The organism is Bacillus sp. AFS002410, from assembly GCF_002556365.1.
Classification (GTDB): Bacteria; Bacillota; Bacilli; order Bacillales; family Bacillaceae_G; genus Gottfriedia.
Genome location: NZ_NUEU01000001.1, coordinates 77,284 through 102,633, shown reverse-complemented (window position 1 = coordinate 102,633; position 25,350 = coordinate 77,284). Strand labels below are relative to the sequence as shown.

General features: G+C 33.0%; 23 protein-coding genes. 3 read left to right on the top strand and 20 right to left on the bottom strand.

Annotated elements, in window-relative coordinates; all coding sequences use genetic code 11:
* Window positions 1-57: 57 nt before the first annotated feature.
* From CN692_RS00375 to CN692_RS00360, 4 genes are all read right to left on the bottom strand, one after another.
* Window positions 58-1,152, bottom strand: coding sequence for a tartrate dehydrogenase (locus CN692_RS00375; RefSeq protein WP_098117027.1), 1,095 nt, complete (start codon window positions 1,150-1,152; stop codon window positions 58-60).
* Window positions 1,153-1,167: 15 nt separating this feature from the next.
* Window positions 1,168-2,610: an aldehyde dehydrogenase family protein gene (locus CN692_RS00370; RefSeq protein WP_373605017.1), complete on the bottom strand. Its 1,443-nt coding sequence runs from the start codon at window positions 2,608-2,610 to the stop codon at window positions 1,168-1,170.
* Window positions 2,610-3,695 carry an aromatic ring-hydroxylating oxygenase subunit alpha gene (locus CN692_RS00365; protein ID WP_098117026.1) on the bottom strand — a complete coding sequence of 362 codons (1,086 nt, stop codon included), beginning with the start codon at window positions 3,693-3,695 and terminating at the stop codon, window positions 2,610-2,612. Before CN692_RS00365 ends, CN692_RS00370 begins: the two co-directional genes overlap by 1 nt.
* A 487-nt stretch (window positions 3,696-4,182) precedes the next feature.
* The gene (locus CN692_RS00360; protein ID WP_098117025.1) at window positions 4,183-5,478 is read right to left on the bottom strand and encodes a VTT domain-containing protein; all 1,296 of its coding nucleotides are present in this window, start codon (window positions 5,476-5,478) and stop codon (window positions 4,183-4,185) included.
* Between the two features lie 238 nt (window positions 5,479-5,716).
* Here CN692_RS00360 and CN692_RS00355 point away from each other — a divergent pair, with 238 nt between their 5' ends.
* Window positions 5,717-6,688: an LCP family protein gene (locus CN692_RS00355; protein ID WP_098117024.1), complete on the top strand. Its 972-nt coding sequence runs from the start codon at window positions 5,717-5,719 to the stop codon at window positions 6,686-6,688.
* A 401-nt stretch (window positions 6,689-7,089) separates the two neighbouring features.
* On the opposite strand, the gene CN692_RS00350 is transcribed toward CN692_RS00355, so the two are convergent.
* The 4 genes from CN692_RS00350 to CN692_RS26505 all read right to left on the bottom strand — a co-directional run bounded on the left by CN692_RS00350 (window position 7,090) and on the right by CN692_RS26505 (window position 10,860).
* Window positions 7,090-7,797 (bottom strand): DUF6320 domain-containing protein, encoded by a 708-nt coding sequence (locus CN692_RS00350; protein WP_098117023.1) that lies wholly within the window; start codon window positions 7,795-7,797, stop codon window positions 7,090-7,092.
* Complete coding sequence (locus CN692_RS00345; RefSeq protein ID WP_098117022.1) at window positions 7,797-9,053, bottom strand: alcohol acetyltransferase; 1,257 nt, start codon at window positions 9,051-9,053, stop codon at window positions 7,797-7,799. Before CN692_RS00345 ends, CN692_RS00350 begins: the two co-directional genes overlap by 1 nt.
* A gap of 179 nt (window positions 9,054-9,232) precedes the next feature.
* On the bottom strand, window positions 9,233-10,036 hold the full coding sequence (locus CN692_RS00340; RefSeq protein ID WP_098117021.1) for a DUF4097 family beta strand repeat-containing protein: 804 nt from the start codon (window positions 10,034-10,036) through the stop codon (window positions 9,233-9,235).
* Window positions 10,037-10,734: 698 nt separating this feature from the next.
* Window positions 10,735-10,860, bottom strand: coding sequence for a hypothetical protein (locus CN692_RS26505; RefSeq protein ID WP_257143946.1), 126 nt, complete (start codon window positions 10,858-10,860; stop codon window positions 10,735-10,737).
* 121 nt (window positions 10,861-10,981) lie between these two features.
* Here CN692_RS26505 and CN692_RS00330 point away from each other — a divergent pair, with 121 nt between their 5' ends.
* On the top strand, window positions 10,982-11,764 hold the full coding sequence (locus CN692_RS00330) for a MerR family transcriptional regulator (protein ID WP_098117020.1): 783 nt from the start codon (window positions 10,982-10,984) through the stop codon (window positions 11,762-11,764).
* Window positions 11,765-12,152: 388 nt separating this feature from the next.
* On the opposite strand, the gene CN692_RS00325 is transcribed toward CN692_RS00330, so the two are convergent.
* From CN692_RS00325 to CN692_RS00285, 10 genes are all read right to left on the bottom strand, one after another.
* The gene (locus CN692_RS00325; protein ID WP_098117019.1) at window positions 12,153-12,662 is read right to left on the bottom strand and encodes a DinB family protein; all 510 of its coding nucleotides are present in this window, start codon (window positions 12,660-12,662) and stop codon (window positions 12,153-12,155) included.
* Window positions 12,663-12,933: 271 nt separating this feature from the next.
* Window positions 12,934-13,485, bottom strand: a complete 552-nt coding sequence (locus tag CN692_RS00320) for a 2'-5' RNA ligase family protein (RefSeq protein WP_098117018.1) — start codon at window positions 13,483-13,485, stop codon at window positions 12,934-12,936.
* A 21-nt stretch (window positions 13,486-13,506) separates the two neighbouring features.
* Window positions 13,507-13,752 (bottom strand): GNAT family N-acetyltransferase, encoded by a 246-nt coding sequence (locus tag CN692_RS26980; RefSeq protein WP_306659888.1) that lies wholly within the window; start codon window positions 13,750-13,752, stop codon window positions 13,507-13,509.
* A gap of 33 nt (window positions 13,753-13,785) precedes the next feature.
* A complete protein-coding gene (locus CN692_RS26975) occupies window positions 13,786-14,007 on the bottom strand; it encodes a hypothetical protein (RefSeq protein WP_306659886.1) in 222 nt (73 codons plus the stop codon).
* Window positions 14,008-14,199: 192 nt separating this feature from the next.
* A complete protein-coding gene (locus CN692_RS00310; RefSeq protein ID WP_098117017.1) occupies window positions 14,200-14,496 on the bottom strand; it encodes a hypothetical protein in 297 nt (98 codons plus the stop codon).
* Window positions 14,497-14,668: 172 nt separating this feature from the next.
* The gene (locus tag CN692_RS00305; protein WP_098117016.1) at window positions 14,669-14,962 is read right to left on the bottom strand and encodes a hypothetical protein; all 294 of its coding nucleotides are present in this window, start codon (window positions 14,960-14,962) and stop codon (window positions 14,669-14,671) included.
* A gap of 221 nt (window positions 14,963-15,183) precedes the next feature.
* Window positions 15,184-15,750, bottom strand: coding sequence for a 5' nucleotidase, NT5C type (locus tag CN692_RS00300; RefSeq protein WP_098117015.1), 567 nt, complete (start codon window positions 15,748-15,750; stop codon window positions 15,184-15,186).
* A gap of 15 nt (window positions 15,751-15,765) precedes the next feature.
* On the bottom strand, window positions 15,766-16,863 hold the full coding sequence (gene ribD / locus CN692_RS00295; protein ID WP_098117014.1) for a bifunctional diaminohydroxyphosphoribosylaminopyrimidine deaminase/5-amino-6-(5-phosphoribosylamino)uracil reductase RibD: 1,098 nt from the start codon (window positions 16,861-16,863) through the stop codon (window positions 15,766-15,768).
* Window positions 16,856-17,617 (bottom strand): GTP cyclohydrolase II, encoded by a 762-nt coding sequence (locus CN692_RS00290; RefSeq protein WP_098117013.1) that lies wholly within the window; start codon window positions 17,615-17,617, stop codon window positions 16,856-16,858. The genes ribD and CN692_RS00290 overlap by 8 nt, the downstream gene beginning before the upstream one ends.
* A 73-nt stretch (window positions 17,618-17,690) precedes the next feature.
* Entirely contained in the window at window positions 17,691-18,785 is a 1,095-nt protein-coding gene (locus tag CN692_RS00285; protein WP_098117012.1) for an FAD-dependent monooxygenase, read from the bottom strand.
* 163 nt (window positions 18,786-18,948) lie between these two features.
* Between CN692_RS00285 and CN692_RS00280 the strand changes: the two genes are divergently transcribed.
* On the top strand, window positions 18,949-19,263 hold the full coding sequence (locus CN692_RS00280) for a winged helix-turn-helix transcriptional regulator (protein ID WP_098117011.1): 315 nt from the start codon (window positions 18,949-18,951) through the stop codon (window positions 19,261-19,263).
* Between the two features lie 772 nt (window positions 19,264-20,035).
* Here CN692_RS00280 and CN692_RS00275 read toward each other — a convergent pair.
* Both CN692_RS00275 and CN692_RS00270 read right to left on the bottom strand, forming a co-directional pair.
* The gene (locus CN692_RS00275; protein ID WP_098117010.1) at window positions 20,036-22,285 is read right to left on the bottom strand and encodes a dockerin type I domain-containing protein; all 2,250 of its coding nucleotides are present in this window, start codon (window positions 22,283-22,285) and stop codon (window positions 20,036-20,038) included.
* Window positions 22,285-24,174, bottom strand: coding sequence for a S8 family serine peptidase (locus CN692_RS00270; protein WP_098117009.1), 1,890 nt, complete (start codon window positions 24,172-24,174; stop codon window positions 22,285-22,287). The genes CN692_RS00275 and CN692_RS00270 overlap by 1 nt, the downstream gene beginning before the upstream one ends.
* Window positions 24,175-25,350: the final 1,176 nt, after the last annotated feature.

Genomic DNA, 25,350 nt, shown 5'->3' with positions numbered 1-25,350 from the left:
AAAGGGAGATACTCCTGAAGTATTTCCCTTTTAATTATTAGGTATCATTTCTGTTCGTTAATTTGTTTGTGTATGTAACACACTCATTCTTGAGGCAACTATTTCAACGATTCGATCCCCTACCTCTGATGTAGTTGATGCCCCTCCTAAATCAGGTGTTAAATATTTGTTTTCAGTTAATAGTTCTTCTATCGCATTAAGAATTAACTTACCATACTTTTCATATCCGAGATAATCAAGCATTTGGCTTGCTGACCAAATTGCAGCGAGCGGATTGGAAATCTGTCTACCTGATATGTCTGGTGCTGAGCCATGAATTGGTTCAAACATTGACGGATATTCTCTCTCAGGATTGATGTTTGCTCCAGCTGCAAGACCCAAACCTCCAGCGATGGCTGCACCTAAGTCTGTTAAAATATCTCCAAATAAATTAGAAGTCACGACTACTTCAAACCGTTTCGGGTCTTTGATCATAAGCATTGCAGCTGCATCAACAAGATAAGAGTATGTTTTTACTGAAGGATACTCTTTACTTACTTCTTCAAATACTTGATCCCAAAATACCATTGAGTAATTTAAAGCATTAGCCTTACTAATACTTGTTACTGTTTTCCCCTCTTTTAGGGCCACTTCAAACGCATAGCGAATGATCCGCTCTGTTCCTTTTCGAGAAAAGACACTATTTTGTATAACTACTTCATGTTCTTTTCCTTTATACAGCCAATCACCTGCTCCTGCATATTCACCTTCCGTATTCTCTCGGATAAATAACATATTTATATCATCGGTTTCTATATTATTAAGAGGACACGGTGCACCTTTTAATAGCGTTACAGGTCGTATATTCACATATTGATCGAAGCTTTTACGAATTTTTAATAACAAATCCCATAATGAGATATGATCTGGTACACCAGGAAATCCGACCGCTCCTAAATAGATTGCTTCAAATTCCTTTAATCGATCAATTCCATCATCGTCCATCATTTTTCCAAATTGTGCGTAGTATTCACATCCCCAAGGAAATGATGTAAATTCGAACGTAAAAGAAGCATCGAGACTTGCTACTTTATTTAAAACTTTCATTCCTTCATTAATCACTTCTGGACCTATACCGTCCCCTGGAATAACCGCTATTTTATGTTTTTTCATATCAGTTCTCCTACTTTAGTTTTGATTCCAAACAATTAGCTTCAGCTCAGTCATTTCTTCTACTGCAAACTTTATTCCTTCTCTTCCTGTTCCACTTTCCTTTACACCACCATATGGCATATTATCAACCCGAAAAGTTGGAATATCATTAATGATGACCGCTCCTACATGCAGTTCATTTGAGGCAAGTAATGCATTCGACACACTATCCGTATAGATTCCAGCCTGTAAACCATAGCGCGAATTGTTTACATGAGAAATGGCTTCTTGAATTGATTTCACTTTGCTAACCGTTACGATTGGAGCGAAAACTTCCTGACATGAAACTTTTAAGCTAAATGTACAATCCGCAATGATTGTAGGCTCCAAAATATTTCCTTGCGCTATACCACCTGTAAGGATATTTGCATTGCTCTGTTTTGCTTCTTCGATCCAGTCTAACGCCCGATCTAGTTCATCAGGTGAAATTAATGAAGAAAGATAAGTTTCATCATCAAAAGGATTACCAAGTTTTAGTTTTTTCGTTGCTTCTACGAATTTGTTCGTAAATTCCTCATAAATATCTTCATGAACAAATACTCTCTGTAAAGATATACATACTTGCCCTTGATTTGAAAAGGCCCCCATTACACAACGATCTATAACATTATCTAGGTTCGTATTTTTATCAATAATAACAGCAGCGTTTGATCCAAGCTCAAGTGTTGTTTTCTTTAACTTCGCCTTATTTCTAATGTTAATTCCCACACTCGTACTTCCAGTAAATGTAACCATATTTACTCGCTCATCTTCAACAATCGTATCTCCAACTGTACGACCCGGACCTGTCACAACATTTAAGATCCCGTCTGGTAAGCCAGCTTGCTTGAATAATTTAGCAATAAATAATGCCGAAAGTGGCGTTTGAGATGCCGGTTTTAAAACGACCGTATTACCAGACGCAATAGCTGGACCTACTTTATGAGCTACTAGATTCATAGGAAAATTAAACGGAGTAATCGCTCCAATTACACCAATTGGATTTCTTACTGTATAGCCTACTCTTCCTACACCACCAGAGGCAGCATCGAACGGAATTGTTTCTCCATGAATTCGTTTTGCTTCCTCAGCTGCAAATTTATATGTTTCTATTGTTCTTGTTACTTCTCCCCTTGAAAACATTATTGGTTTTGCAGTTTCCTTTGTAATGATTTCAGCAGCCTCATTAAAATTTTCTTTTAATAACAAAACGACATTTTCAAGAATTTGTGCCCTCTCAAATGCTGGCATTCTAGCAAACTCATCTTTTGACTGATATGCTACTTCGATTGCCTGTTCTGTTTGTTCTTTTGTAGCAACAGCAATCTCTGAAATAACTTCTCTTGTAAATGGAGAATACAAGTTTGAATACTCAGATGTTTGTACTTCTTTCCCATTAATAAATAAATATTCTTTCATTGGACTTACTTTGTTCATCATCACTCTGCCTCCAGTGCTTTTAAGACAGTCTCATGGAACTGAACAATTGCTTGCTCTGAAGAAGAATAATGGCCTTTATTAAATGCTCGTGAGCGGAATCCAACTTGCTCTAATTCAACTAACTCAACATCTTCATTTCGTACTATTTCAGCAAATTCAACTAAGTCTTTTTCTTCCTGTGTTAAGTTTTCATCTCTAAAATAGTAAGTGTAAATTCCAAGTGTTGTCTCATGATCGACCGGGACCATTTGGATCGTAGCAATATTTCCTGGTCCTGGATAAATAGTCATCATTAAATTCGGCCATAACCAATAGAACGTACCACCTTGCATTTCTACTTCATTAAAATCTAATGAACCCATTTTCTTATTTGCTTTCACAACAGAACCTTGAACAGAATAATTCTGACATGTAATAATTTGATAGTCTTTCATATCTAAAGTAGCCACAAAGCTTGGATGTGCTATATGACAATGATCACATTCTAAATAATTATCAATAAACGCTTTCCAGTTTGCTTTAATTACTCTAGATTTACTGCTCGTTCTTTTTAACTCACTTAAAAATGAGAACTTACTTAGCTTTTCAAAAAAATCTCCATACGTCTCGATTAATGACGTAGCATGATCATCTAAATTAACAAAAATGAATGATTCAGCAATTTCCATCCTCACAGAACGTAAACAAGCATTTGATACACAAGCTAAATCTTCCCCTTTAAAATTAGGTGCTTTATTTAACTTACCATCTAAATGAAACGTCCATCCGTGGTAAGCACATTGTAAAATTTTCTTATTTCCACTTTCATTTTTCTCTAGCTTAGTTGCTCGATGTGGACAAACATTATAAAAAGCTCGAATAACCCCGTCCTTATCACGTGTTACAATAATCGGTTCACCAGCTACTTCAGCTGTAAAGAAATCCCCTATATTTTCTAATTGGCTAACATGCCCAACTAACTGCCAAGTCTTTGAAAAAATTTTCTCTTGCTCTTCCACCAAAACCTTCGGATCAGTGTATAAATCATAAGTCAACGTTCTCTCAAAAATTTCAGTCGTTCCATTTTGTACTTTGTTAAAAGTCATTAGTAATTTCCCCTCTCATTTCCCTATTTCTTTCCCCTATACCATTTATATTGCAATAACCATGCCAAAACTAAAGAACCCCAACAAAACAACATTTATTGATTCAAAACGACTCAAATGAATAAAATAAACGAATCGAAAACAACTCGATTGAGTTACTTCCGATTCGTTTATTTGAGTTGAAGCTTTTAGCTATTAATCTGGTAAACTTTCTTTAAAAATGGCCCTGTTAAGTTAATACGTTGTTTTTTGAACTAAAAAAAAGGTTATCTAATTAGACAACCTTTGGAACTCTTATGTAACTAAAGCATTAGTTAGTTGAATTACATATTCATAATCCATACAATTTTATCGTAAAGGATTTTTGCCACAAAAATGAATTGGCCTATCTGGTACACGATGAAATCTTTATACATTGCATGAATGCTACAAGTCTACTGTCAGCATTAAGATCATCAATTGGAAGCGATAATATTCAACTTAAATTTTAATCAACTTTATTTTGAATTAGTCTAAAAAGTTCGAGTAACACTAAATTTAAAAATAGCCATGTTGCTCCGAACGTGTACCCTGCCAATACATCACTTAGCAGACGAATTGAAAAATATACGTTAGCTATACCCATCAAAAATAATAGTAATAAAAAAATGAAGGGCAGAAAAATACGGAGGCTTTGAAGATTAGTTTTGGTCAAATGGCGAACTAAAATGAAAACAAAAAATCCGTAAACCAAAACTGACATAAATGACTGCTCATTCGGAAATCCAAGATTCAACAATGAACCTAAACTTGGCTTTAAATAGTGAAAAATACTAATTAAAATCTTTTTAAGTAACACTCCTCCAATAATAGTAGATAAACAAATTAAACTTTCTAACAATAAATCTCGTCTATTTAAAAAAAGTACACTGAAAGTTACGAATGAAATGACTAATAAAAACAATGGGGTTTGGAGGAAGAGTAACCCGTTCATCACCGTTTTCCAATCTTCATTAAATAATTTACGTATTAAATATCTACTAACCTCATTTAATTCATTTAACTCATTATTTAAATATTCCTCACTTAATCCTAGTGTAGAAATAAACATTAACAAAAAAACTGCAAAGAGACAGAATATAAAAATTTCCATTCTTCTTAATGTAGTAAAAAATTTTGATAGGGATGAAATATAACGTTTAATAAATGATTTAATAAACAATTTGTATCTTCTAGTTAAAAAAATTATCAAAATAAATATTATGAGAGAAGTTATTCCAATTCCTAAATACTTACTAGCGGAATGATGAAACTTGTCCCACTCTGGACCTAAAATTTTCCCAAGGGTTACGAATGTCACTCCCCATAAAAATGCACCAATATACGCATTACGAGCAAATGTTAAATATGGCAATTTGGAAATACCAGAAAAGTATCCAGTAAAATGTCTAACACCTGGGATAAAAAAAGCTAATATCAGTAATTTATTGCCATGATGATCAAACCACTTTGCAGTCTTTTGATATTTTCCCGGTCCAAAATGAATATACTTTCCATACTTTTGAATAAGACGATAACCAAATTTATTACCTATTAAATAAGATAAACTAATACCTATTATAGCCCCTAATACTGCTAACAATATGGATAAAAAATAATTCATTTTGCCTTGAAATACTAAATATCCTGAATAACTCATGGTAAGTTCTCCAGATATAGGTAATGCTAATAGTTCAAGAAGATTTACTAAGAATATCAATAGGTAGCTATGTTGACCTATTAATGTAATAAGAAGTAAAGCCATTTTAATACTCCTTTCTTCGAAGGTTTTAATGGATATAAATAATCAAGTTTAGCTTTTAAACAAAGGTGATTAAATTGCATTAGAAATTGATCTTTTTGGTTTATTCATTAAAAAAATTTAACCAAATCTGTATTGTAAAACTTTAATGTTTAAATTATGCTAATCATATTTCATCTTAAATATTCTGATTCAAATCAAAGAATATACAAAAATCTCAAAAGGAGCTCTTGCTAAACAAATGAAAGAAAAGCCTAAAAAAATCAGAAAAACAAAAAGAAAGTCTCTTAAAATATTGCTGTTGCTAGTTATAATTCTTATAGCATTTATTGGATATAAGGGACTAAAAGCATACTTTAAATTACAAAATGCTACTCAGGGTGAAGTTATTCACTCAAGTATGCGTAATCAAGAATTAAAAGATACTCAACCGTTTTCCATTTTGTTTCTAGGAATTGAAAACTATGCAACAAAAGGTCAAGGGGGTAGAACTGACTCAATTATTTTAGTAACAGTTAATCCTAAAGATAATACAATACAAAAAATGAGTATTCCTCGTGATACTTACGTGGAAATTCCAGATCAAAAAAGAAAATCTAAAATTAATGGTGCATATAATAGTGGTCTTCAATCAACTGTCAATACAGTAGAAAACTTTTTACACGTCCCAATCGACTATTATGTTACTGTAGACTTTGGTGGTTTTAAAAATATTGTTGATGAAGTTGGTGGAATTAATGTTGATGTTCCATTTGATTTTTGGCAATATACTGATACTAAACCACGCTATAAGGTTTACTTCAAAAAAGGAAATCAACATCTGAATGGTACAGAAGCTTTAGCCTATGCTCGAATGAGAAAGCGCGATCCCCGTGGTGATTTTGGACGTGAAGAACGTCAACAACAAGCCATGCTAGCAATTATCGATAAATTAAAGTCTCCCAAAACTTTATTTAAAATAGATAAATATGCAAGTGTATTTAGTAAAAATGTCACAACAAATATGAGCTTGTCTGAAGGCTTATTTTTATTCAATGATATGAAAGAAACTAATCCTAAAAACATAACGACATTAAAATTGGATGGAAAAGACGATTATATTGACAGGATTTACTATTATATGCCTGATCAAACTAGCGTAACTGCTATAACAAGTAGTTTGAGAAGTCATCTTGAGCTTGATAAATCACCAGCTAATTCTAATTCAAAATAAGTGCACATTTCATGAATTTACTTATTTACCTCATATTTTTTATAAATTAGTTTTAATTTTGATACATTTAACTTCTAGAAACATAAATATGTGAATCCAAAATCAAATAGAGTTATAAAAGGAATATCATACTTGGCTCTGTTAAATTCTTGCTTTTTATGTAAAAGAAAATGACCACAAAAATTTTTGTGGTCATTTTCTTATGTAACTAATGCATTAGTTAGTTGTATAAGAAAAATTTCAATACACCTTTGGTTTCTCAAATATTAACCTCATATTTAAATAAACGTACCCATTATCTTTCTTGTTATTTTGTGATGAGGATAAACGTCAATCTTCCCTTCGACCTCTAATTCAATTGGATACTTTTGTCATGTTCCACTTGTGAATTGAATAGAAAGTTAAAAATGAAATTTGCTTTTCAATATTTCTTTCCATTTATTTGGAAAACCATAGGAGAGAACTAGACAAACTGTACCAATAGATAAAAAGACTTTTATATCCTCAATAGACCTTGAAAAGGTATAGGGACGGTTAATATATTGTCCTAATATAAAATCGATCCATACTGTTAAAATACATACGGATATGGTAATTATCCCCACAAAAGCAAGCCATCTTTTTTTGTTCTTTTTATAAAACACTTTGTTCAGCCAAATTAAAGTAACGAACATTAAAAAAATAGGAACTGCTATAGTAAAAGACCAATTTATTTGTTCATCTACCATATCTAATGCAAGTAATAAACATGTAGCTGTAATACTTAATATCAGAGTTTTCCTTTTAATTTTCTTAGAGAAGACATAAATTACAATCCAAAAAGAAATGACTGAACTGCTACTATATAGAGACCATGTTAAAGTTCCAGCTAATATAAAATTAATTAATGTAGTGACGAAAAGAGCTAAAAGAGCACCTACGCTAAAAATACGAAAAATTATTTTTAGTATGTTATCTCTTACATTTTCATACATACTGTAATATTGTGGAAAACCATTATCTTTAAGAAGCTGTTTATCACTAGAAACTTTAGGAATATAGGTAAAGCATAAAGGGCAAGGTATTTGGTCCCTCTCTACTTGAATACCGCACTTTGGGCAATAAGCCACTAAAATCCACTCCGATTAGATTCTATTTTCACATGAATACCATCTTTTTTAAGTTTTCTAAAGAACTCCCGTTCTACAATACGAATATCAGATATATTTCCGAAAGTGATATACATGAAAGAACCATAACTAATAATTCCGGCTTTTATTTTATTACCTACACTGGGGGGTGGATAGAATTCAAATCGTTCAATAAAAGGTTCTATGTCCTTATTCAGAGATACTACTCCTAAATTAGAGATGGAGCTTGTATACAAACTTTCCCCAAATTTCGAGTGTATAATAGGTGCCAATTGGTCCTTAATTGTAAGTGGTAAAAGTCGTAGCAAGACATTTTTTTCTCCTCGAACATTTCGAGCAATAAGTGGTTTCAGTTGTTTGTTGTTTAAATATCGTTTAAATTCTATTTCAACCTTATGGACAATCTCATGAAATTTGTATTCTCCTAAACGAGGATCAATTGTTATAGGTATACTAACAAAGAAATTGCGGAGAGTTTGACTTTCAAAAAAATTCCGCAAGTTAACAGGTACATTTATGGTAATAGGTTTAGGTTTATCTGCTAGCTCAGCTTGAATTTCGATTAATACCTCTATGTATTTAGATATTATATAAGTGGTAATGCTTATGCCTTGATGTTTGGCTAACTGTTTTATTTCGCCTATATCAATCTTTCCTGTAGTAATATGGTATACGCCCTTTTTATCAAACTTAAATGGGAGTTTGTATGCATAATCAAGGGTTTCTTGCCAGCTTGGTACATTTTCTTCGTAATATGTAGAAAAAGAATCTTCAAACTCTAAGCTATTTCTATTTTTCGTTTCCATTTGCAAATTAAGAGATTGTTTCCTTATTACATAATAAGTCACCAAGTGTTTTAAAAATTCAAGGGCTCCCGTACCGTCTGTCAACATATGTGAGACTTCAAAAGAAATTCTTCTATTATAATACAAAATACGATAGGGTAATTTATTATGACTGTTAAAAAACAGATTAGAACAAGGATAGTAATGCTCATTTGAAGCAATTGGAATTTCATTCGTTTTTTTAAAATAATTCCAGAAAATCCCCTTCTTTACGATTACTTTAAATAGAGGTAGTTGTTCTAATGTTTGTTCAATAGCCCATTGTAAAATTTCAGGATTAACAATGCTTTTAAGGTTTACTGAGAGTCTAAAAACCGTAGAAACTCTCGATGTAACAGTTGAAGCATATAGCTTTCCGGCATTATCTAGTTTGTACCACTCTACTTTCATTGTTAACTCCTTTGCATAAAAAAGACTCTAAAAGTTTTATTCAATGAATATACACAATTAGTGATAATGGCAAAAATATAGACAAAATCCTCAACTTCAATACTTCAGATCTATCGGATCCAAAAAGATTTACCGTTGAGGATTTTGTATCAGACAGTTTTAATTAATAGCAAAATTGGTTACTTAACAAATTCGAGATTTATGTCTCCATTATTTGCACCTACGTCCAATGTCTTATTCCCACTTTTTTTATTTTCAGGTAGATTATTTTTACCCTTAGAAGCCTCACTAAAAATTTTAAATACATCATACGAACCTATCACAGACCCGGTAATATCTCCATCTTTCGTTCTCAATTTCAACGTATCTCCCACTGCCACATTTGATACCTTGATATTACCTTTGGTAATTGTTGCATCAATGGAATCTTTTATATTTACATCATTTAATTTTATATCATCATTTTTGGTCTTCATTTTCAATTTTTTGTTAGCCGTTACGTTGGTAAGTTCTATTTTCCCTCCATTTGTTATAGTTTCAATAGAACCATCTATTTTTAAGTCAGTTAAAACAATATCCCCTTTGGAGGTTTGAATCTTAACTTCGCTAGTAATACCATTTGGAACAGCTATCTTTACAATATGATGTTCTTCGTCTGTTTGGAATCCTACATAGTCTTTCCAGTCTTTATCAGTTACTAACTTCATTACTAACTCATCATTGTCTGAAACATGAATATCATAGGATTCCTTATCACTTTCGAAATAAGTTATATGAATATCATTGTCTTTTGATTCTTCTAATTCAACCTTTCTCCCTTTGTCAGACAGAGATATTTGCTTTATACTTTCTGCTTCTACGGAATAACTTTTCTTTTCGTATGAAACATCAGAATCTGAATCTGTTGTACAAGCAGAAGCAAAGATCACTACTGATCCAAGAGCAACAGTCACAGACAAAAGATTTTTAAAATATTTTTTCATAACTTATGGTACCTCTTTCTATATTATACGAATTTAATTTTTATACTTGGTGAGCAATATTGTAAATAGCTTTATATACTAGGTATTCAGAGATGCGTGTATCTCGATAGAATCCCTACTTAGCTTTTCAAAGGAGTTATGCTGTAAGTAAAATCATTATTGCACCTGCAATAATAGGTTTAAAAAATTTAATCGTTATTATACCCCCAATAATCTCTAAGTAGTAATTTCATCGTGTATGCAGTAGAACCATGATAGTGAAGGTGCGCTGTCGCATGTTTATCCTCTATTCAAGTATAGGCTGTAAGCTCATCCTTTTTATTTCGACTTAACAAGATATATCGGAAGCGCATTTCACCTTTATGGTATAACCATCTTTGATTCTTTGTTAAAGGATATTATTAAAATTTATCATTTAAATCTTTTTGCGACTAACTACCAAAACACATAAAACATAAACAATCGCAGATACCGCTAGACAACTTATAATTTTCCTCTCTTGATATACCAATTTTCACCGATTGTCGAAATCTACCTAACAGTTCCATTTTCCGCTCGTTTAAAATGATTTGCTTTGCCTCACTGGTCACAGCCATTCCGAACCCACGCTTTTTGTAAAAGTATCCCTTTATCCGTGATTTTAGTTCCCATTTACAACAAGGTTAGTCATCGCTTGATCGTTCACTAAAAAAGGGTGATCATGTGAGTATATTTCTAACATCTCTTTCAATTTCCACGCTGTCCTTTATAACATGAAATGAACCCTTTCCATCAAAATAGCCACTTTCTATACGTACTTCTTCTTTACCTTCTATCTTTTTCATTTGTTTTAATCCTTCTTATTTAACCTCTCTTATTTTGTTATTTCACACCATTGCGATTTTCTCGGTTCAATGATATACTCCACTTTAAATCTTTGTGTTACAAAAAGGTCAAGAGGGAATTATGAATAATTTATACACAATTAAGCAAGCAGCAGAAAAAGTTAGCACGACTAGTGAAACCTTGAGGCACTATGACCGTATAGGTCTGGTAAAGCCATGCCATAAAGATGAACTAACTGGATATCGATATTATTCTGAGCAGGAGCTAGTACAACTTCAAACAATTGAACTTCTTAAAACAATGGATTTAACTTTGACGGAGATAAAAGACATTTTGCAGCAGAATGATCTCCCTAAAGTTATTGCACTTTTAAAACAGGCAGAAATAAATGCAGATGAGAAAATCGTTCGCCTGCAATTCGCAAAATCAAGGATTAAACGTGCCTATACAGATTATGAAAATAAGTTAAATAACCTAGATAACAAAAATGGGGATTTCTTTGTCAAACATATATCAAAAAGAGTTATCATGCTCTCAAATAAATTGGAATACCCTACATTAGATAATTTAAGGAACTATCACAATCATTTTTATAACCAAATTGAAGAACCGTTGCAATCACAATTTTTGTTTGAGGATATGGCAGGAATGATAACAACATCAGAAAAAACACGATTGTTTGCAATTTGCTTAAAATATCCATCTCGAGAAGGGCTAACAATACTACCAGAAGGTAAATATTTATGTGGTAATTGCACCGAAGAAAATAAGGATAAGGTATTGCAGAAATTACTTCAAAAGGCAAGGACAGAATTTGGTGTGTGTCCAGATGTTGTTCTTCACAGCATTGTAATAATTGGGATTTTGCAGTGGAATTATCAGATACAACTTCTCATACAGTGAGTGTAGCTGTTCATCTTAATAGTTTTACAAAAAAATAAGAGCTTTACTACATTTTATACGTAGCAAGGCTCTTTAAAGTAGGTTCAAATAAAAAACACTGGTTTATCTACCCCATTTAAATTACTTATGTTTCTCTTGTGCGAATTCGATGGGGATGAGTTTAAAAACTCGAACCAATTTGTGAATCTTTTTCACTTAAACTAATCTGCCATTTAGTTGAACAAGTACGCCTCGTTTTCACGTGAAAATCTAATACAATCTAGTTTACATAAACGCCGTTATCGGCAATAAAAAAAGGACTTTCAACAGGAAAGATCCTTTTTTTGCTGCTTCTTCAACTAACGCACCCTAAATGAGAAATTAGGTTTTTTCATTAATAGAAAAAGACTTATAAGTATTTATCACTAATCACTTTCATATGGTGTAATTCGTGCCCGGCAATGCCATATGCAATGATACCTATCGAAACTGGCTTGTTCATTACAGTTCCATTACGATCCCACGCTACATCATCAATGGTTGAAATAAGGCTTAACGTGTTGGAGCGTACCGTGTCTAAACCAGCTAGTAGCTGCTCCCAGGATAACTTGTTGAAGTTTGCCGCAGAAACATATTGATCCTGATCCATTGCTGGGAGTGGTGCACTTTCATTTCGTGCAATGGCAAGCATTCGATACGACATCACACGTTCCGAGTCGGTCAAATGCCCAATCACTTCTTTTAAAGTCCATTTCCCTGGTGCGTACGCCTTCCTTGATGACTCCTCTGATACGCTGCTTAAGAGGGTAATGGTATTAGTTCGTTGCTTACTAAGTATTTCTTTAATATCTCCATCTGGCACAAGACTAACATACCTAGCATTCTCCGGATTTTCAATAGATAATGGTCGTGGACGCACAAGAATCCTCCTCATCGGAATTGTTAATTTTGGTTCTAGGCTAATATTCGACTGTCAAGAGGATATTTCCTTTATTTGGTATTTAATTTCATTACCGCAAAATAATTGCAAATTAAACAATTTTATTATCTCTGTACAACTGATTTATGCAGTTAACATAATACAGATATTAATGGATTAATTCACTTTTTATTTCACTAAACTGACATTTAGTTACTCAAGGAAATCAATAATCTCCTCTAATAGAGTATCAAAAATAAAAAACCCGCAATCATTTACGAGTTTTTGCATTTAATGATTTTGAATAAACGATAGGCGCATTATTCTTATTAACCAACTCAATAACGCCAATCTCCTGTATTTTTCCAACAATTATTTCATTTCGATCTAAACAATAATTATATGCTTCTACTAATTTATCCGGTGTCAAACGGTTTGCTAGAGTACAATGCGGTACCCAGCTATCAGGTAAATACATGGACTTTGGATTATCATTAAATTGTTTAAACTGAGCGTGAAAATTCTCATGAAACTCTATCAAATCTTTTGTAACAATTGGTGAATAATACAATATCCCAGTATTTAAAAATGATCCGATTGAATTAAGAGTAATATTTATTTCCGACTCATTCTCGTAAAATTTATCCATCTGTTCGGTGAACTTTGATAAATTCAAATCTTTATAGCTAGCCAAAGTAATATGCGGCTTGCGATCCACTACTTCATCAGCATAGAACGAAATCGAGTTTTCTCTTAACTCTGACCATATATCTCTAATAATTTTTTCGGTTTTCTCATCAAATAACGCGACAACTCCGTACATTGTTTCTTCCTCTTTCCAAACTTATATTAGGTCCATATGCATTACAAAAAGCTCACCTTTTTTTCCCATTACCCTTACGCCTTTATCAACAAATCCACTTTTTAAGTAAACATGCTGCGCAGCGATATTTTTATGGTTTACACCTAAAATGATTTCATTTTTTTCTGGAAAATGTGCTTTTACAAAATCAGGCAATAATTTTAAAGACTGTTTAGCAATCCCTTTCCCTTGAAAATTAGAGTCGATTGAATAAGCCCTAAGTAAAATAGCATCTGCGTTATCGCTATATTGCTGAACACCTTACCAACCATGCAATACAAAAAAACCAGTTACTTCGTTATTGCTTACTATTACGATAGCATGACGTTCTTCCTCTAATTTACATATTTCTAAATTATCGATCGGTAATCCAGTAAACTTTAAGTGCTCATCCGTTAAATAATAGTTCTTTAACTGCTCATCAAATTTTGAATCGTAAAACTCCAAAGAAACTGCAGTAGTTGGCGATAAAGAATTAGTCATGAAAAAAATCCCCCAATAAAAATAGAATTATAAGAATAGTACAATAATTGCGGACGAATATCCATTAATAATTATTCAAACTTCATTAAGTATTTATCGAGGATTCAACTACTCTATGTATACTTTTATAAACAAAAAACCACCTCTACGTGGTTTTTCCTTAGAAGTTTTCCTTAAATACTATCTAAATATTTACTCAAATTGCTCTGGATATTTTTGTTGAAAGAATGTTAATAAATCGCCTTTTTTAAGTATTAAATGCAAACAAATTTGCTGGCTAATTGCTGATTTTAAAACAAGCTTATTGCAAAACTGACATTTTTCTTTTTCAATAAATGCATGTTTAATAGACAAAGGAAATAAAGTTTCTTGTTTTCCAGCTAATAAAATATAACCTTGATGATTAATTGAAAAGCTTACTTTAAAGCCGTCATACCCTCCAAGCCTACTAATTTCCACGTTTTGAAAATCTAATTCTTGAATAATCATGCAAAATAGCACCTCCGTTTTCAACAAAATATATGATGAAATGCTATTTTTATGTCTAATTATTCTTAAATATTTTCATAAAAAAATAAAAACTACCTAAAAAGTAGTTTTTTATCTCGTTTTCACTATGAAATTTATTATTCACTATAGTCGACGATTGTCTAATACAAATTTAAAATTGCTCAGAATACTTTTCTTGGAAATAAGCTAACAACTCTTTTCTTCTATTAAATAAAGTAGGACAAACCTGTTGACTAATATTCGATGGAAAAACTAATTTACCACAAAGTTGACATGTCTCTCTTTCACTAAAAACGTGAATTAAATTCAAAGGAAATAAGATTTTTGTTTTACCAACTAAAAGCACATAGTTTTGATGATTGATCGAAAATCTAATTTTATAGCCTTTGTAATCAGTATGCTTTGAAATATGTAGATTTTGAAAATCAAATTCAAGCTTTGTCAATTTGGCTAGCACCTCCAAAATTAAGATCAGATAGTGAGTAAACTTTATTTTCTATTTCCTATAATTTATTATTGTTCTTTAGTAAAGAGTATAATGAATCTATTATTTTTTCATATATCAACGAAAAATGATTTAATAATTCTAGAATTTGCATTTCAGCTCTTACAATTTTATAAAAAAAAGAGCACCTAAAAGCTTTAACTTCTTGGTACCCTCATCATTTAATTCTGTTCAACAATATCTTTTAATTCAGACCAACATGTAATGCGAGGAATATCTAACCCTCGATTATATGATGTATCTTTTAAATATACTTTTAAAGTTAATTCAGAAAGTGTATTCAAAATGGCTGGTTTATCATCAAAATAGTAATCTAAATCTAATTCTTTTATAATGTGAATTTTTTCAGAGTCTTTCATGCCGCAATAAAAGCGATCTTGATGAACTGGAAATCCATTTTTTATTAACCATTCTTTTGTTCGGTCGCCGTATTCTTTATTTCTAGCAGTCACATAATAAATTTCATGGCCTTGTTTTTCTAATTCTTGTAATGTTTCTACCGCATAAGGAAAAGGAGGACATGTAGTAAAGTAGGTTTCTTCTAAATTACTGTTCCACATTTGGCCACCTTCTTCTGCCGTTAAGCCAAAAGCCTCATGAATTTCAACTGTCTTTAGTTCATTGTAAACTTCTATCGGAACATTTTTATTTAATTTTTTATTATAAATTTGAAAAGCATGCTGTCTTAAATCAATTAAAGTATCATCAATATCGAATCCAAATCTCATTTTAAAAGTCCTTCCTCATGCTGTTGTAAATTTTGGATAACCAACGAATTTATAATCAGGACCAATTTTTGTTATTTGAAGGTCATTCAGTTCGATAGCTTGTCCCATCATATCAATTCCTGGGCCTTCTAAAAATGTAGGTGCATTTTTTCCACCTATTAACTTAGGAGCTAAGTAGACGATCACTTTATCAACTAGTTTCTCATTCATAAAAGAAGCATTCACTTCTCCGCCACCTTCAACTAACAATGAAGAAATTGAAAGTTCCCCTAGAGTTCTTAGCATTTCTTGTAAATCAACTCGGTTTACATCATTCGTAACAAATACTTTTACACCCAAGTTTTCTAATTCTATTTTTTTCTGTTCAGAATGTTTTTGACTTGTGAAAATCCATGTTTCAGCTTGTTGATCGATTACAACTTTTGAATCTAATGGCATTTTTAAAGTTGAATCTAATATCACTCGAACTGGGTTACGTCCGTTTGGAATTCTAGTAGTTAATTCTGGGTTATCTTTTAATACGGTATTAACTCCGACTAAAATTGCGCCAATTTCATTTCTTAATTGATGAACATCATTTCGAGCTTCTGCGGAAGTAATCCATTTACTATCAGATGAATGAGTAGCAATCTTCCCGTCTAAAGTAGATGCAGATTTCATTACGACAAAAGGAATATTTTCAACGATATATTTATTAAATACTTCATTCATTTTAATCGATTGCTCCTCACAAACTCCGGTAATTACTTCAATTCCAGCGTCTTGAAGGATTCTTATTCCTCTTCCTGCTACTAAAGGATTTGGGTCAAGTGTTGCAACTACAACCTTTTTTAAGCCTGCTTTCACGATTGCTTCTGCGCAAGGACCAGTTCGTCCATGGTGAGAGCAAGGCTCAAGCGTTACATAAATCGTTCCACCTATTGCTTTTTCTCCTGCCATTCTAAGTGCATGAATTTCAGCATGTGGTTCCCCAGCTTTTAAGTGTGTTCCAATTCCAACGATTCGATTATCGTTTACGATAACAGAACCAACTAATGGGTTCGGATCAGTCTGACCTTTCGTCGCCATTGCATTTTGAATCGCTAGGTTCATATAAAATTCATGATTACTCATGCGAACGTCCTCCCTTAAAATGACCCGAACGAACAATTTTAGTTTCTAAGTATTTTTCATTATACTTTGATTTGTCTCCCCATAATTGAATTCTTCCAGACACATTCGCTCCAGAACTTTGAAGAGCATCCAACTTTCGAGGGTTGTTTGTAATTAAAGTAACCGGTTTTGAGCGAAGCGTTTTTAATACTCGAATCGCATCCTCATAGTTTCTTGCATCATCCACGAAACCTAACTCTTCATTTGCTTCAACCGTATCAAATCCTTGCTCTTGAAGAACATATGCCATCGCTTTACTAAATAAACCGATTCCTCTTCCTTCATGATTTGCTAAATAAAATAATGCTCCTGATTCATTTGAAGAAATCATTTTCATCGCTTCTTTTAATTGGAATCCACAGTCACAACGTTTGCTTCCAAAAATATCACCAGTGTGGCAAATACTATGCATTCGAATTAAAGCTTCCTCTGAATTTTCAAAATCACCATAAACTAGTACACTTGATTGCTGCATTTCTGCTAAGTTTGAAGAAGCTAATTTACTAATAATTTTTTCCGTGTTGTACGATCCATCACTACAAAAATCACCTTCTATATCTTCACATCGAAGCCAACTATACCATTGGAAAGGAACAGTTTCCCCATCTAAATTTACTGGCAGTTTAATCGGTCCAACTAAATAGATTGATTTATCGTTATTTTTTATTACATTAATTTTCTCTTTTAATAATGAAACTACTTTTTCGTTAATCATGTTAAGTTTCCTCCAAATTCATTACATCATTTACTAGCTATTTTTTAAAATCTACTCAAATCATCAAATTATATTATAAAGTTACATCAAAATTATGTTTAAAGGAACTTTCTTGTAATAGTTGTTGCTCTTGTAAGCTTTCAACTTCTTTTCGTCTAGCATTTTCAAATTTCTTCAAATTAAATGTACTAGCATCTTTATTTTGCACTGCTTCTATTATAATTCCCGCCAGAGTATCTGCATCTTTCATCGCAATATTGACACCAAGTGCAGCAGTAGGGCTCATCGTATGTGCAGCGTCTCCCATAATGATCAGTCCATCTTTAACCCAAGTTTTACTTCGGCTACTTTGAACATTCAATAATACAAAATCGCTCCAGGAATTTATATTTTTCTCGACTGTTTCAGTCAGTTCAGGAAAAGCCTCGACTAGCTGATTTACAAATGGTTTAAATGAATTTTTTCTTAACTTAGTAAATGAGCCTTCTTCAATATTCCATCCAATTTGAATATAACCTCCCGCTTGAGTAAATAAAGCTAGCTGTTGGTTATTAATTAATGTTAGTCTAACAGTTGGGTCCCAACTAACAGGTCTAGGAACTTTAGCCCAAAGTAAATCATATCCATGTTTAATAATGTCCGTTGGTATATTGGCTAATTTGCGGATTGTAGAATATCGTCCATCTGCACCAATTATGATTGAACTATTAATCGTTATTTCGGTATCATTCATAATTGCTTTTACACCAACATAGCGTCCACTTTGATCTTCTATTAATTTTGATACACGTGTACCCATTAAAAGCTGAAAGTTGTCATATTTTTTTGCTTCTTTTAAAATAACATTAAGCAAATGATTTTGTGGAACATGAATGCCAACATGTTCGGAATCTGGTGGCGGAAAAACACTTTTAATTAGTTTGTTCTCGCTCCAATATTCAACACGATCCATAAGTAGTAGACCGTATTCTTTTACCTTTTCATATAGACGATGTTTTTTTAATACTTGTTCGCCTTCAGAATTTAAATGTTCACCTCTAAATTCTTTATCAATTCCATTATGTCGCTCCACTAAAACTGTTGAAATATTATTTTTTGCAAGTAAATATGCTAATAGGGCTCCACCTGGTCCAGCACCTACAATACATACTTCTGTATTCACATTCATGATATTGCCCCTATTATTTATTTTCGTAAAAAAATATCTAGTTACTTTATGTAAGTAAGTTTAATTTAGTAAATAACTTACGTCAAGTAATAAATTTATGTATGGTAAGCTTGTTATTCATACTATTTTCGTTATAATATGGTTATAGGTGAGGTGGTTTTTTATGGATTTTTCTTTATTATGCCCTCGGTTTGAAAAAAGCGTAGAATTAATTAGTAAACGCTGGGCAATTCTAATAATTTTTCAACTTCTTTCTGGAACACAACGATTTTGTACAATCGAATCAACATTACCAATTAGCGGGCGCGTCCTTTCGGAAAGATTAAAAGATTTAGAACAAGCAGGAATTGTAAAGCGACATGTTTATCCTGAAACTCCAGTTCGAATCGAATACTCTTTAACAGAAAAAGGCCTTGCTTTAGAGCCAGTTATTAAGGAATTAATGAAATGGTCTCAAGATTGGATATCGATCGATTAATAAATTTTTTGCTTCGCCTTAAAGTTATTTTTTAGAATTCAATTGCACATAAAAGGGATGTCTCAGTTAGGTTTCTAACTTGTGGACATCCCTTTTTTTATTTGGTTCAGTTTTGATTTTTGAGCCACTATTTTACTTTAACGATTAACTGATAAAAATACGAACACTGCGTGAACATTATTGATGTAGTTGTGAACTTTGTTCATAAAGCAATGATTTTCGTGCATAAATTGGATTATTTGTGCATATTCCATAGTCTTTTGTTCATAACACGATTTTTTTGTGCATAAGTGGATTGGACCAGAAATAGATCCCTTTTTGAAATTGAAAAATACGAACACTGCGTGAACTTTGTTGATAAAGTTGTGAACTCCGTTGATATATGACTGATTCTCGTTGATATATAGCTCATTTTCGTTGATAAATCACTGATTCTCGTTGATAAACCTCTAAATAGGGTTCAGATTCGTACATATCAAGCGCTCTTTTCTGAGAAATCACTGAAACTCGTTGATAAACTCCTAAATTGGGTTCAGATTCGCTCATATCAAGCGCTCTTTTCAGAGAAATTACTGAAACTCGCTAATAAACTCCTAAATTGGGATTCAGATTCGTACATAACAAGCGCTCTTTTCAGAGAAATCACTAAAACTCGATGATCAACTCCTAAATAGGGTCCAGATTCGCCCATAACAAACGGAATTCCCACTCATTTCACGCAAAAAACCACAAGGAAGCAAACTATTCCTTGTGGATTTTCCTCAGTACTTAATTATTGAATGCCTAATTCACTCTTAATCGTATCAATTGTTTGACCTTTATATTTCTTCGCTGGTTTTGGTGCATTGTCTACAGCTGGGTTTTTCATTAGGTAGTTCTTTTCTACGAATGCAAAATCTTTTGCATCGACTGTTCCATCGAAGTTGATATCAGCTGAGCGCTTGTTTGTTCCCCAATATGTTTCAATTGCAAGAGCATCATTAATGTCGATTACATTGTCTTTATTAATATCTCCCGCAGTTGCATCATCAATTGTTTCCACACCAATTCGCTTAAAAATTCCGTACATATTGCCATCCATTATATTGTAAACTCGGTCAAATTTACCGTAAGTGTTAAAGTGACCAGGGATATCTGTGATGACTGTAAATTTTTCTTTCGTAAGCGGTAAGCCAGAAATATAGAACTGTCCAATGCTATCCATTGTACCTGTGTAAGTTTTTCCATTGCTATCGACGATCGTTACATTTGCTCCAATTTTCGTAAAGTCTGTTTTCTTCAGAGTTCCATCTGCATTTGAGAAACTTTCAGGATGAATATAACTAATTACGCTTGAGAAATTTGACAATACTGCAATCGGTGCAATATAAGTAATTGGTTTCGTCACTGTATTGTCAACGCTTGTAAATGTAGATGTTACTGTTCTAAAGCTAGAAGTTGAAATAACATCCTTCGTTACTGGAATTTTAATCGTTACGTCAACCATCGGAAGATCACCTGATACATCCTGAGAACCATCGAATGTTACATTAACGTCAGATTTAACAGTCGTACTAGTTGGATTTGTTGTTGTAACGTTTAATTTCCCACCAAGTTTCTCAGCTGCAGGATTCAATGCAATATTGACGATATTTGTATCCGCACTATTCGTCGTAAAACTATATAGCGCTTGTTTTAGCTTGTTTATATTATTAGCAGTAAGTGTAATTGTGTTTGACTCACCAGGATGTGTGATTAATTTGTTTAATCTTGTTTTAGTATTTGGTTGACCGTATACGTATTGAGTTCCCTCTTTAACGAAGAAGTATTGCTTATCACCATATGCATTTGACGCTTGGTCTCCTCCGATGAATCGAAGTGAAGATGCTGCAATACTCGGTACCATTTCAATTTCATCTTTGGCTGAATTTCCATTTTCGTCTAATGTAAGTTTTCCACCCATGAAAGGACTATTATAGAAGTAGCCAATTATGTTCGTAGACTGATCTGCTTTAACACCCGCTGCATTCAAGATATCAACTGATTTATCATTAATTGTAGCAGTATATGGAACTGACTTTTGATCTTCTTTATACTCAATAAATGGATTGCCTTCTTTTTCACCATCTACATGTATATCAAATTTGTTTGGCATTGTAGTATCAACTAATAAATCTTGTGTGATTGTGTAGGCTTTACCTGCATCATCATAGCCAATTAATTTTACTTTGTATAAGCCTTCTTTTGCTAAAACCGCTTTTGAAGCAATTGGATTATTCACATCATTTGTAAAAGGATAATAAACTCCTTGTCCAGCCGCAATTGTGTATTGCACACCTTCATCAAAATAAAGACCATCAAATGAATTCATTAATCCTAAATCTTGACCTGTAACTGCATCAGTTAATACTACGTCAATATATCTCATATGCGACTTCAAAGAGAATGTAGCGTTTAAATATGGATTAAATAACGGACTATTTAAATTATTTCGGTCTGTTGTCATAGAATGACGAGTAAGACCCATGTCTTGGAATCCTTTTTCTACATAGTGGACACCAAATGGTACTCGATAAGTTTCAGTTGGATTATCTTTATTTGTATAAACTACATACCCTTCGTAAATTCCTTTTTCAGCTGTTTTAGGAATATTTAACGTAATATTTGTTTTCTTTTGGCTTATTCCTTTTAATGTAACTGAAGCTGGTGCTTGAACAGTTACGCCGTTTGCCGCTGCATCTTTTGAACCGCGTAGATTTGATTGGAAATTAACTTTCACATCAAACGTTTTCGTTTTTTCTCCTCTGTTCATTAATGTAACAGAACGTGAATTCGAATAATCTTTTTCATCATAAGCTACATTACCGAAACTTAGTGCACCAGTATCTTCATTAATTTGTTTTTCTTTTCCATTAATAATCATTGGTGTTTTTTCTTGTACTTTAATTTCAATCGTTGAATGGATTGCATTGTATGGATCAATTCGTCCTGCACCTTGTTCAAACACGCTATATGATTTGCTTAATGAATCAGCAGAATTCATTAAAATCGTTTTATATCTTCTGGTTGTAAGCTATGGTTGGCTTGTTTTAATAATGCGGCAACCCCTGTTGTAAATGGTGTAGCCATTGAAGTTCCTGACATACGTTGATACGCATTTTTATAGTCAGTTGGATTATCTGGATTGTTAATAAATCCTGGAACCGTTGATAACACACTTACGCCTGGAGCAGTAATCTCTGGTTTAATGTCATAAGTTAATCTTGCAGGTCCTCTTGAACTGAAGTCTGCTAATGTATCGCCTTGTGTTTTTACTTCACTCATATCAGAGATCGTAAAGTTTGCTGAGCCTGTTTGTAATTGTTGTTTTAATGCAAGTCCCTCAGCATTCGATAAACTAAATGTTGGAATGAAATTTACTCCTTCTCCTAAGTAACTTGGAATAAATCCTTCAGTCGGATTATCATTGTACATTAGTACTGCAGCCGCTCCTTGAGACTTAGCTACAGCAACTTTAGAATCCAATGTATAAGTACCGCGGCTCATTAAGACAATTTTGCCTTTTACATCTTTCCCAGTATAATTTTCTCCTAAATTTACATCTACTACCGGTAAAGTTTGCCCTTTTAATTTTGTAATGTCATCACCATATCCACTTGCCATTAATTGTAAATTTGCTGATACATTATCCATTGAACCTTTTGCAGACATTGTTGTGATTGGAACATCACTTGCCCCAACAGTTAACGCTAAAGCTGCAGTTCCTGGTGATCCTAATGTATACATCTTATTACCAGCATTACCAGCTGCAACGACTGCAGTTACGCCATTAAGTACTGCGTTATTAATCGCAATGCTTTCTGCAAGTAACGGGTCATTATAATTTGCACCTAATGAAAGGTTCATAACATCCATACCGTCAGCAACTGCTTGGTCAATTCCTGCAATGATATTTTCAGTCGAACCACTTCCACCCGGTCCTAATACACGATACACATAAAGGTCGGCATCAGGAGCAATACCAGTTGTCGCATATTCACTTTCATTTTTCCCTTGACCTACAATTGTTCCAGATACGTGCGTTCCATGTTCTGTTACGTAGCTTGCTGCACCTGTAGTTCCACCTGGCTTACCAGCTTTCACCCAATCATCCATCGTTGTTTCCATCGGATCTTTGTCATTATCTACGAAATCATATCCGCCTTTAAATGCTGCTTTAATGTCAGGATGGTTGTAGTCAACACCTGTATCAAGAACAGCTACCTTTACACCTTTACCTGTATAACCTTCTTGATGTAATTTATCAATCTTAAGATAAGTACGTTCGTCAGCCATTCCTTTTCCAGTTGAAGTAGATGTAGCTTCCTTTCCTTCAACAGGTAGTTCTGACTTTACAGTTGCATCACTATAGATCGCTTGTACAGCTGTTGATTTCAGTAATTCCGTTAGTTTATTTGCAGGTACTTCTAACGCTACACCGTTAAATGCATGTTTATATTCACGTTTAATTTTATATGCACCATCAGATTTCGTTTTAAATAAAGAACGTAAGTCTGATTTAAATGTGACGTGATCTTCATCAGCATTTTCTTTCGCTTTATCATCGGATAGAGTCTGTCCTTTTAAAGCTGCTTCCAATACAGCGATTTTTTGAGGCTTTTTTTTAAATGAAACAATGACAGAAACTGGTTCTACACTATCTAAGCTCACATCCGAATCGATAAATAATCCAGATTGATCAGTAGTAGAAAGCTTTTGTAAAGCTTGGCGTTGCTGTGAAGTTAATTTAGCTAAAATTGATTCTGCAGTTGAAGAATTTTCTGCTTTCGTAACATTAGATACATGACCTAATGAACCTAAAACAAAACTCGACGATAAAACTGCAACAGATAGACTTTTTACTAGTTTACTATTACCCATTCTTTTTGACATACTCTTCCCCCAATTATTCTAGTTATCAAAATAAAGTTTTTAATGTATGAGGAAATATGAATCTAAAATACTGCCATTTTATATTCGATTATCGCTCTTCATTAAACCTTTCCTTTGTAATTTGATTATCTAGAATATTCAAATAATTAACAATCGGGTTATTAGATACCAATTAAATCAATACTTTTACAATATCCAACCATTTATTCGACATTTTTCTACTAAAAGCACCACGAAAATTGGGCACTTTATTATCTTTTTAAAACTTTATTGAATTGATCGATTGATAACTATAGAAATTTTTTCTCATTTTTACAATGAGAAGAGCTTGAAAGCCCCCTCCCCGGTGTAGTAAGAGGGAATCTCCTAAACTAACGAAGAAAATCAATGAGGGTGGTCATTTTCTCTGGATTTTGTCTTGAGTTGCACTCATATTTTGCTAGCTTCTATGAAAATATGTAAGAATACCTCTATATTGAATAAGATAGTGCTTCGTTTTAGCAATAGATCAATGCGAACTTGCTATTTATCAACAAATATTTGGCCTATATCAACAAAATCTTGCGGTATATCAACAAAAACTAATCTTATATCAACAAAGTTCACAACTTTATCAATAAAGTACACATCATGTTCGTATTTGTGGCTGTCATTTTCACTCCGCTTAAATTTATCAACGGGTACACGTCTTTTATCAACGAGAACTCCCTATTTATCAACGAGATCTTGCCATATATCAACGAAGTTCACAGCTTTATCAATATAGTTCACATATTGTTCGGGTTTCGGGTTTCCGCTTTCATATTCCCTGCACTTAAACAACAAAAAGCAATAGATCAACGGAACTTGCTATTTATCAACAAAATTTAGGCTTATATCAACAAAATCTTGCGGTATATCAACAAAAACTAATCTTATATCAACAAAGTTCACAACTTTATCAATAAAGTACACATCATGTTCGTATTTGTGGCTGTCATTTTCACTTCGCTTAAATTTATCAACGGGTACATGTCTTTTATCAACGAGATCTCGTCATTTATCAACGAGATCTTGCCATATATCAACGAAGTTCACAGCTTTATCAATATAGTTCACATAGCGTTCGTATTTGTGGCTGTCATACTAACTCCGCTTAAATTGATCAACGCGAACTTGTTATTTATCAACAAAAAC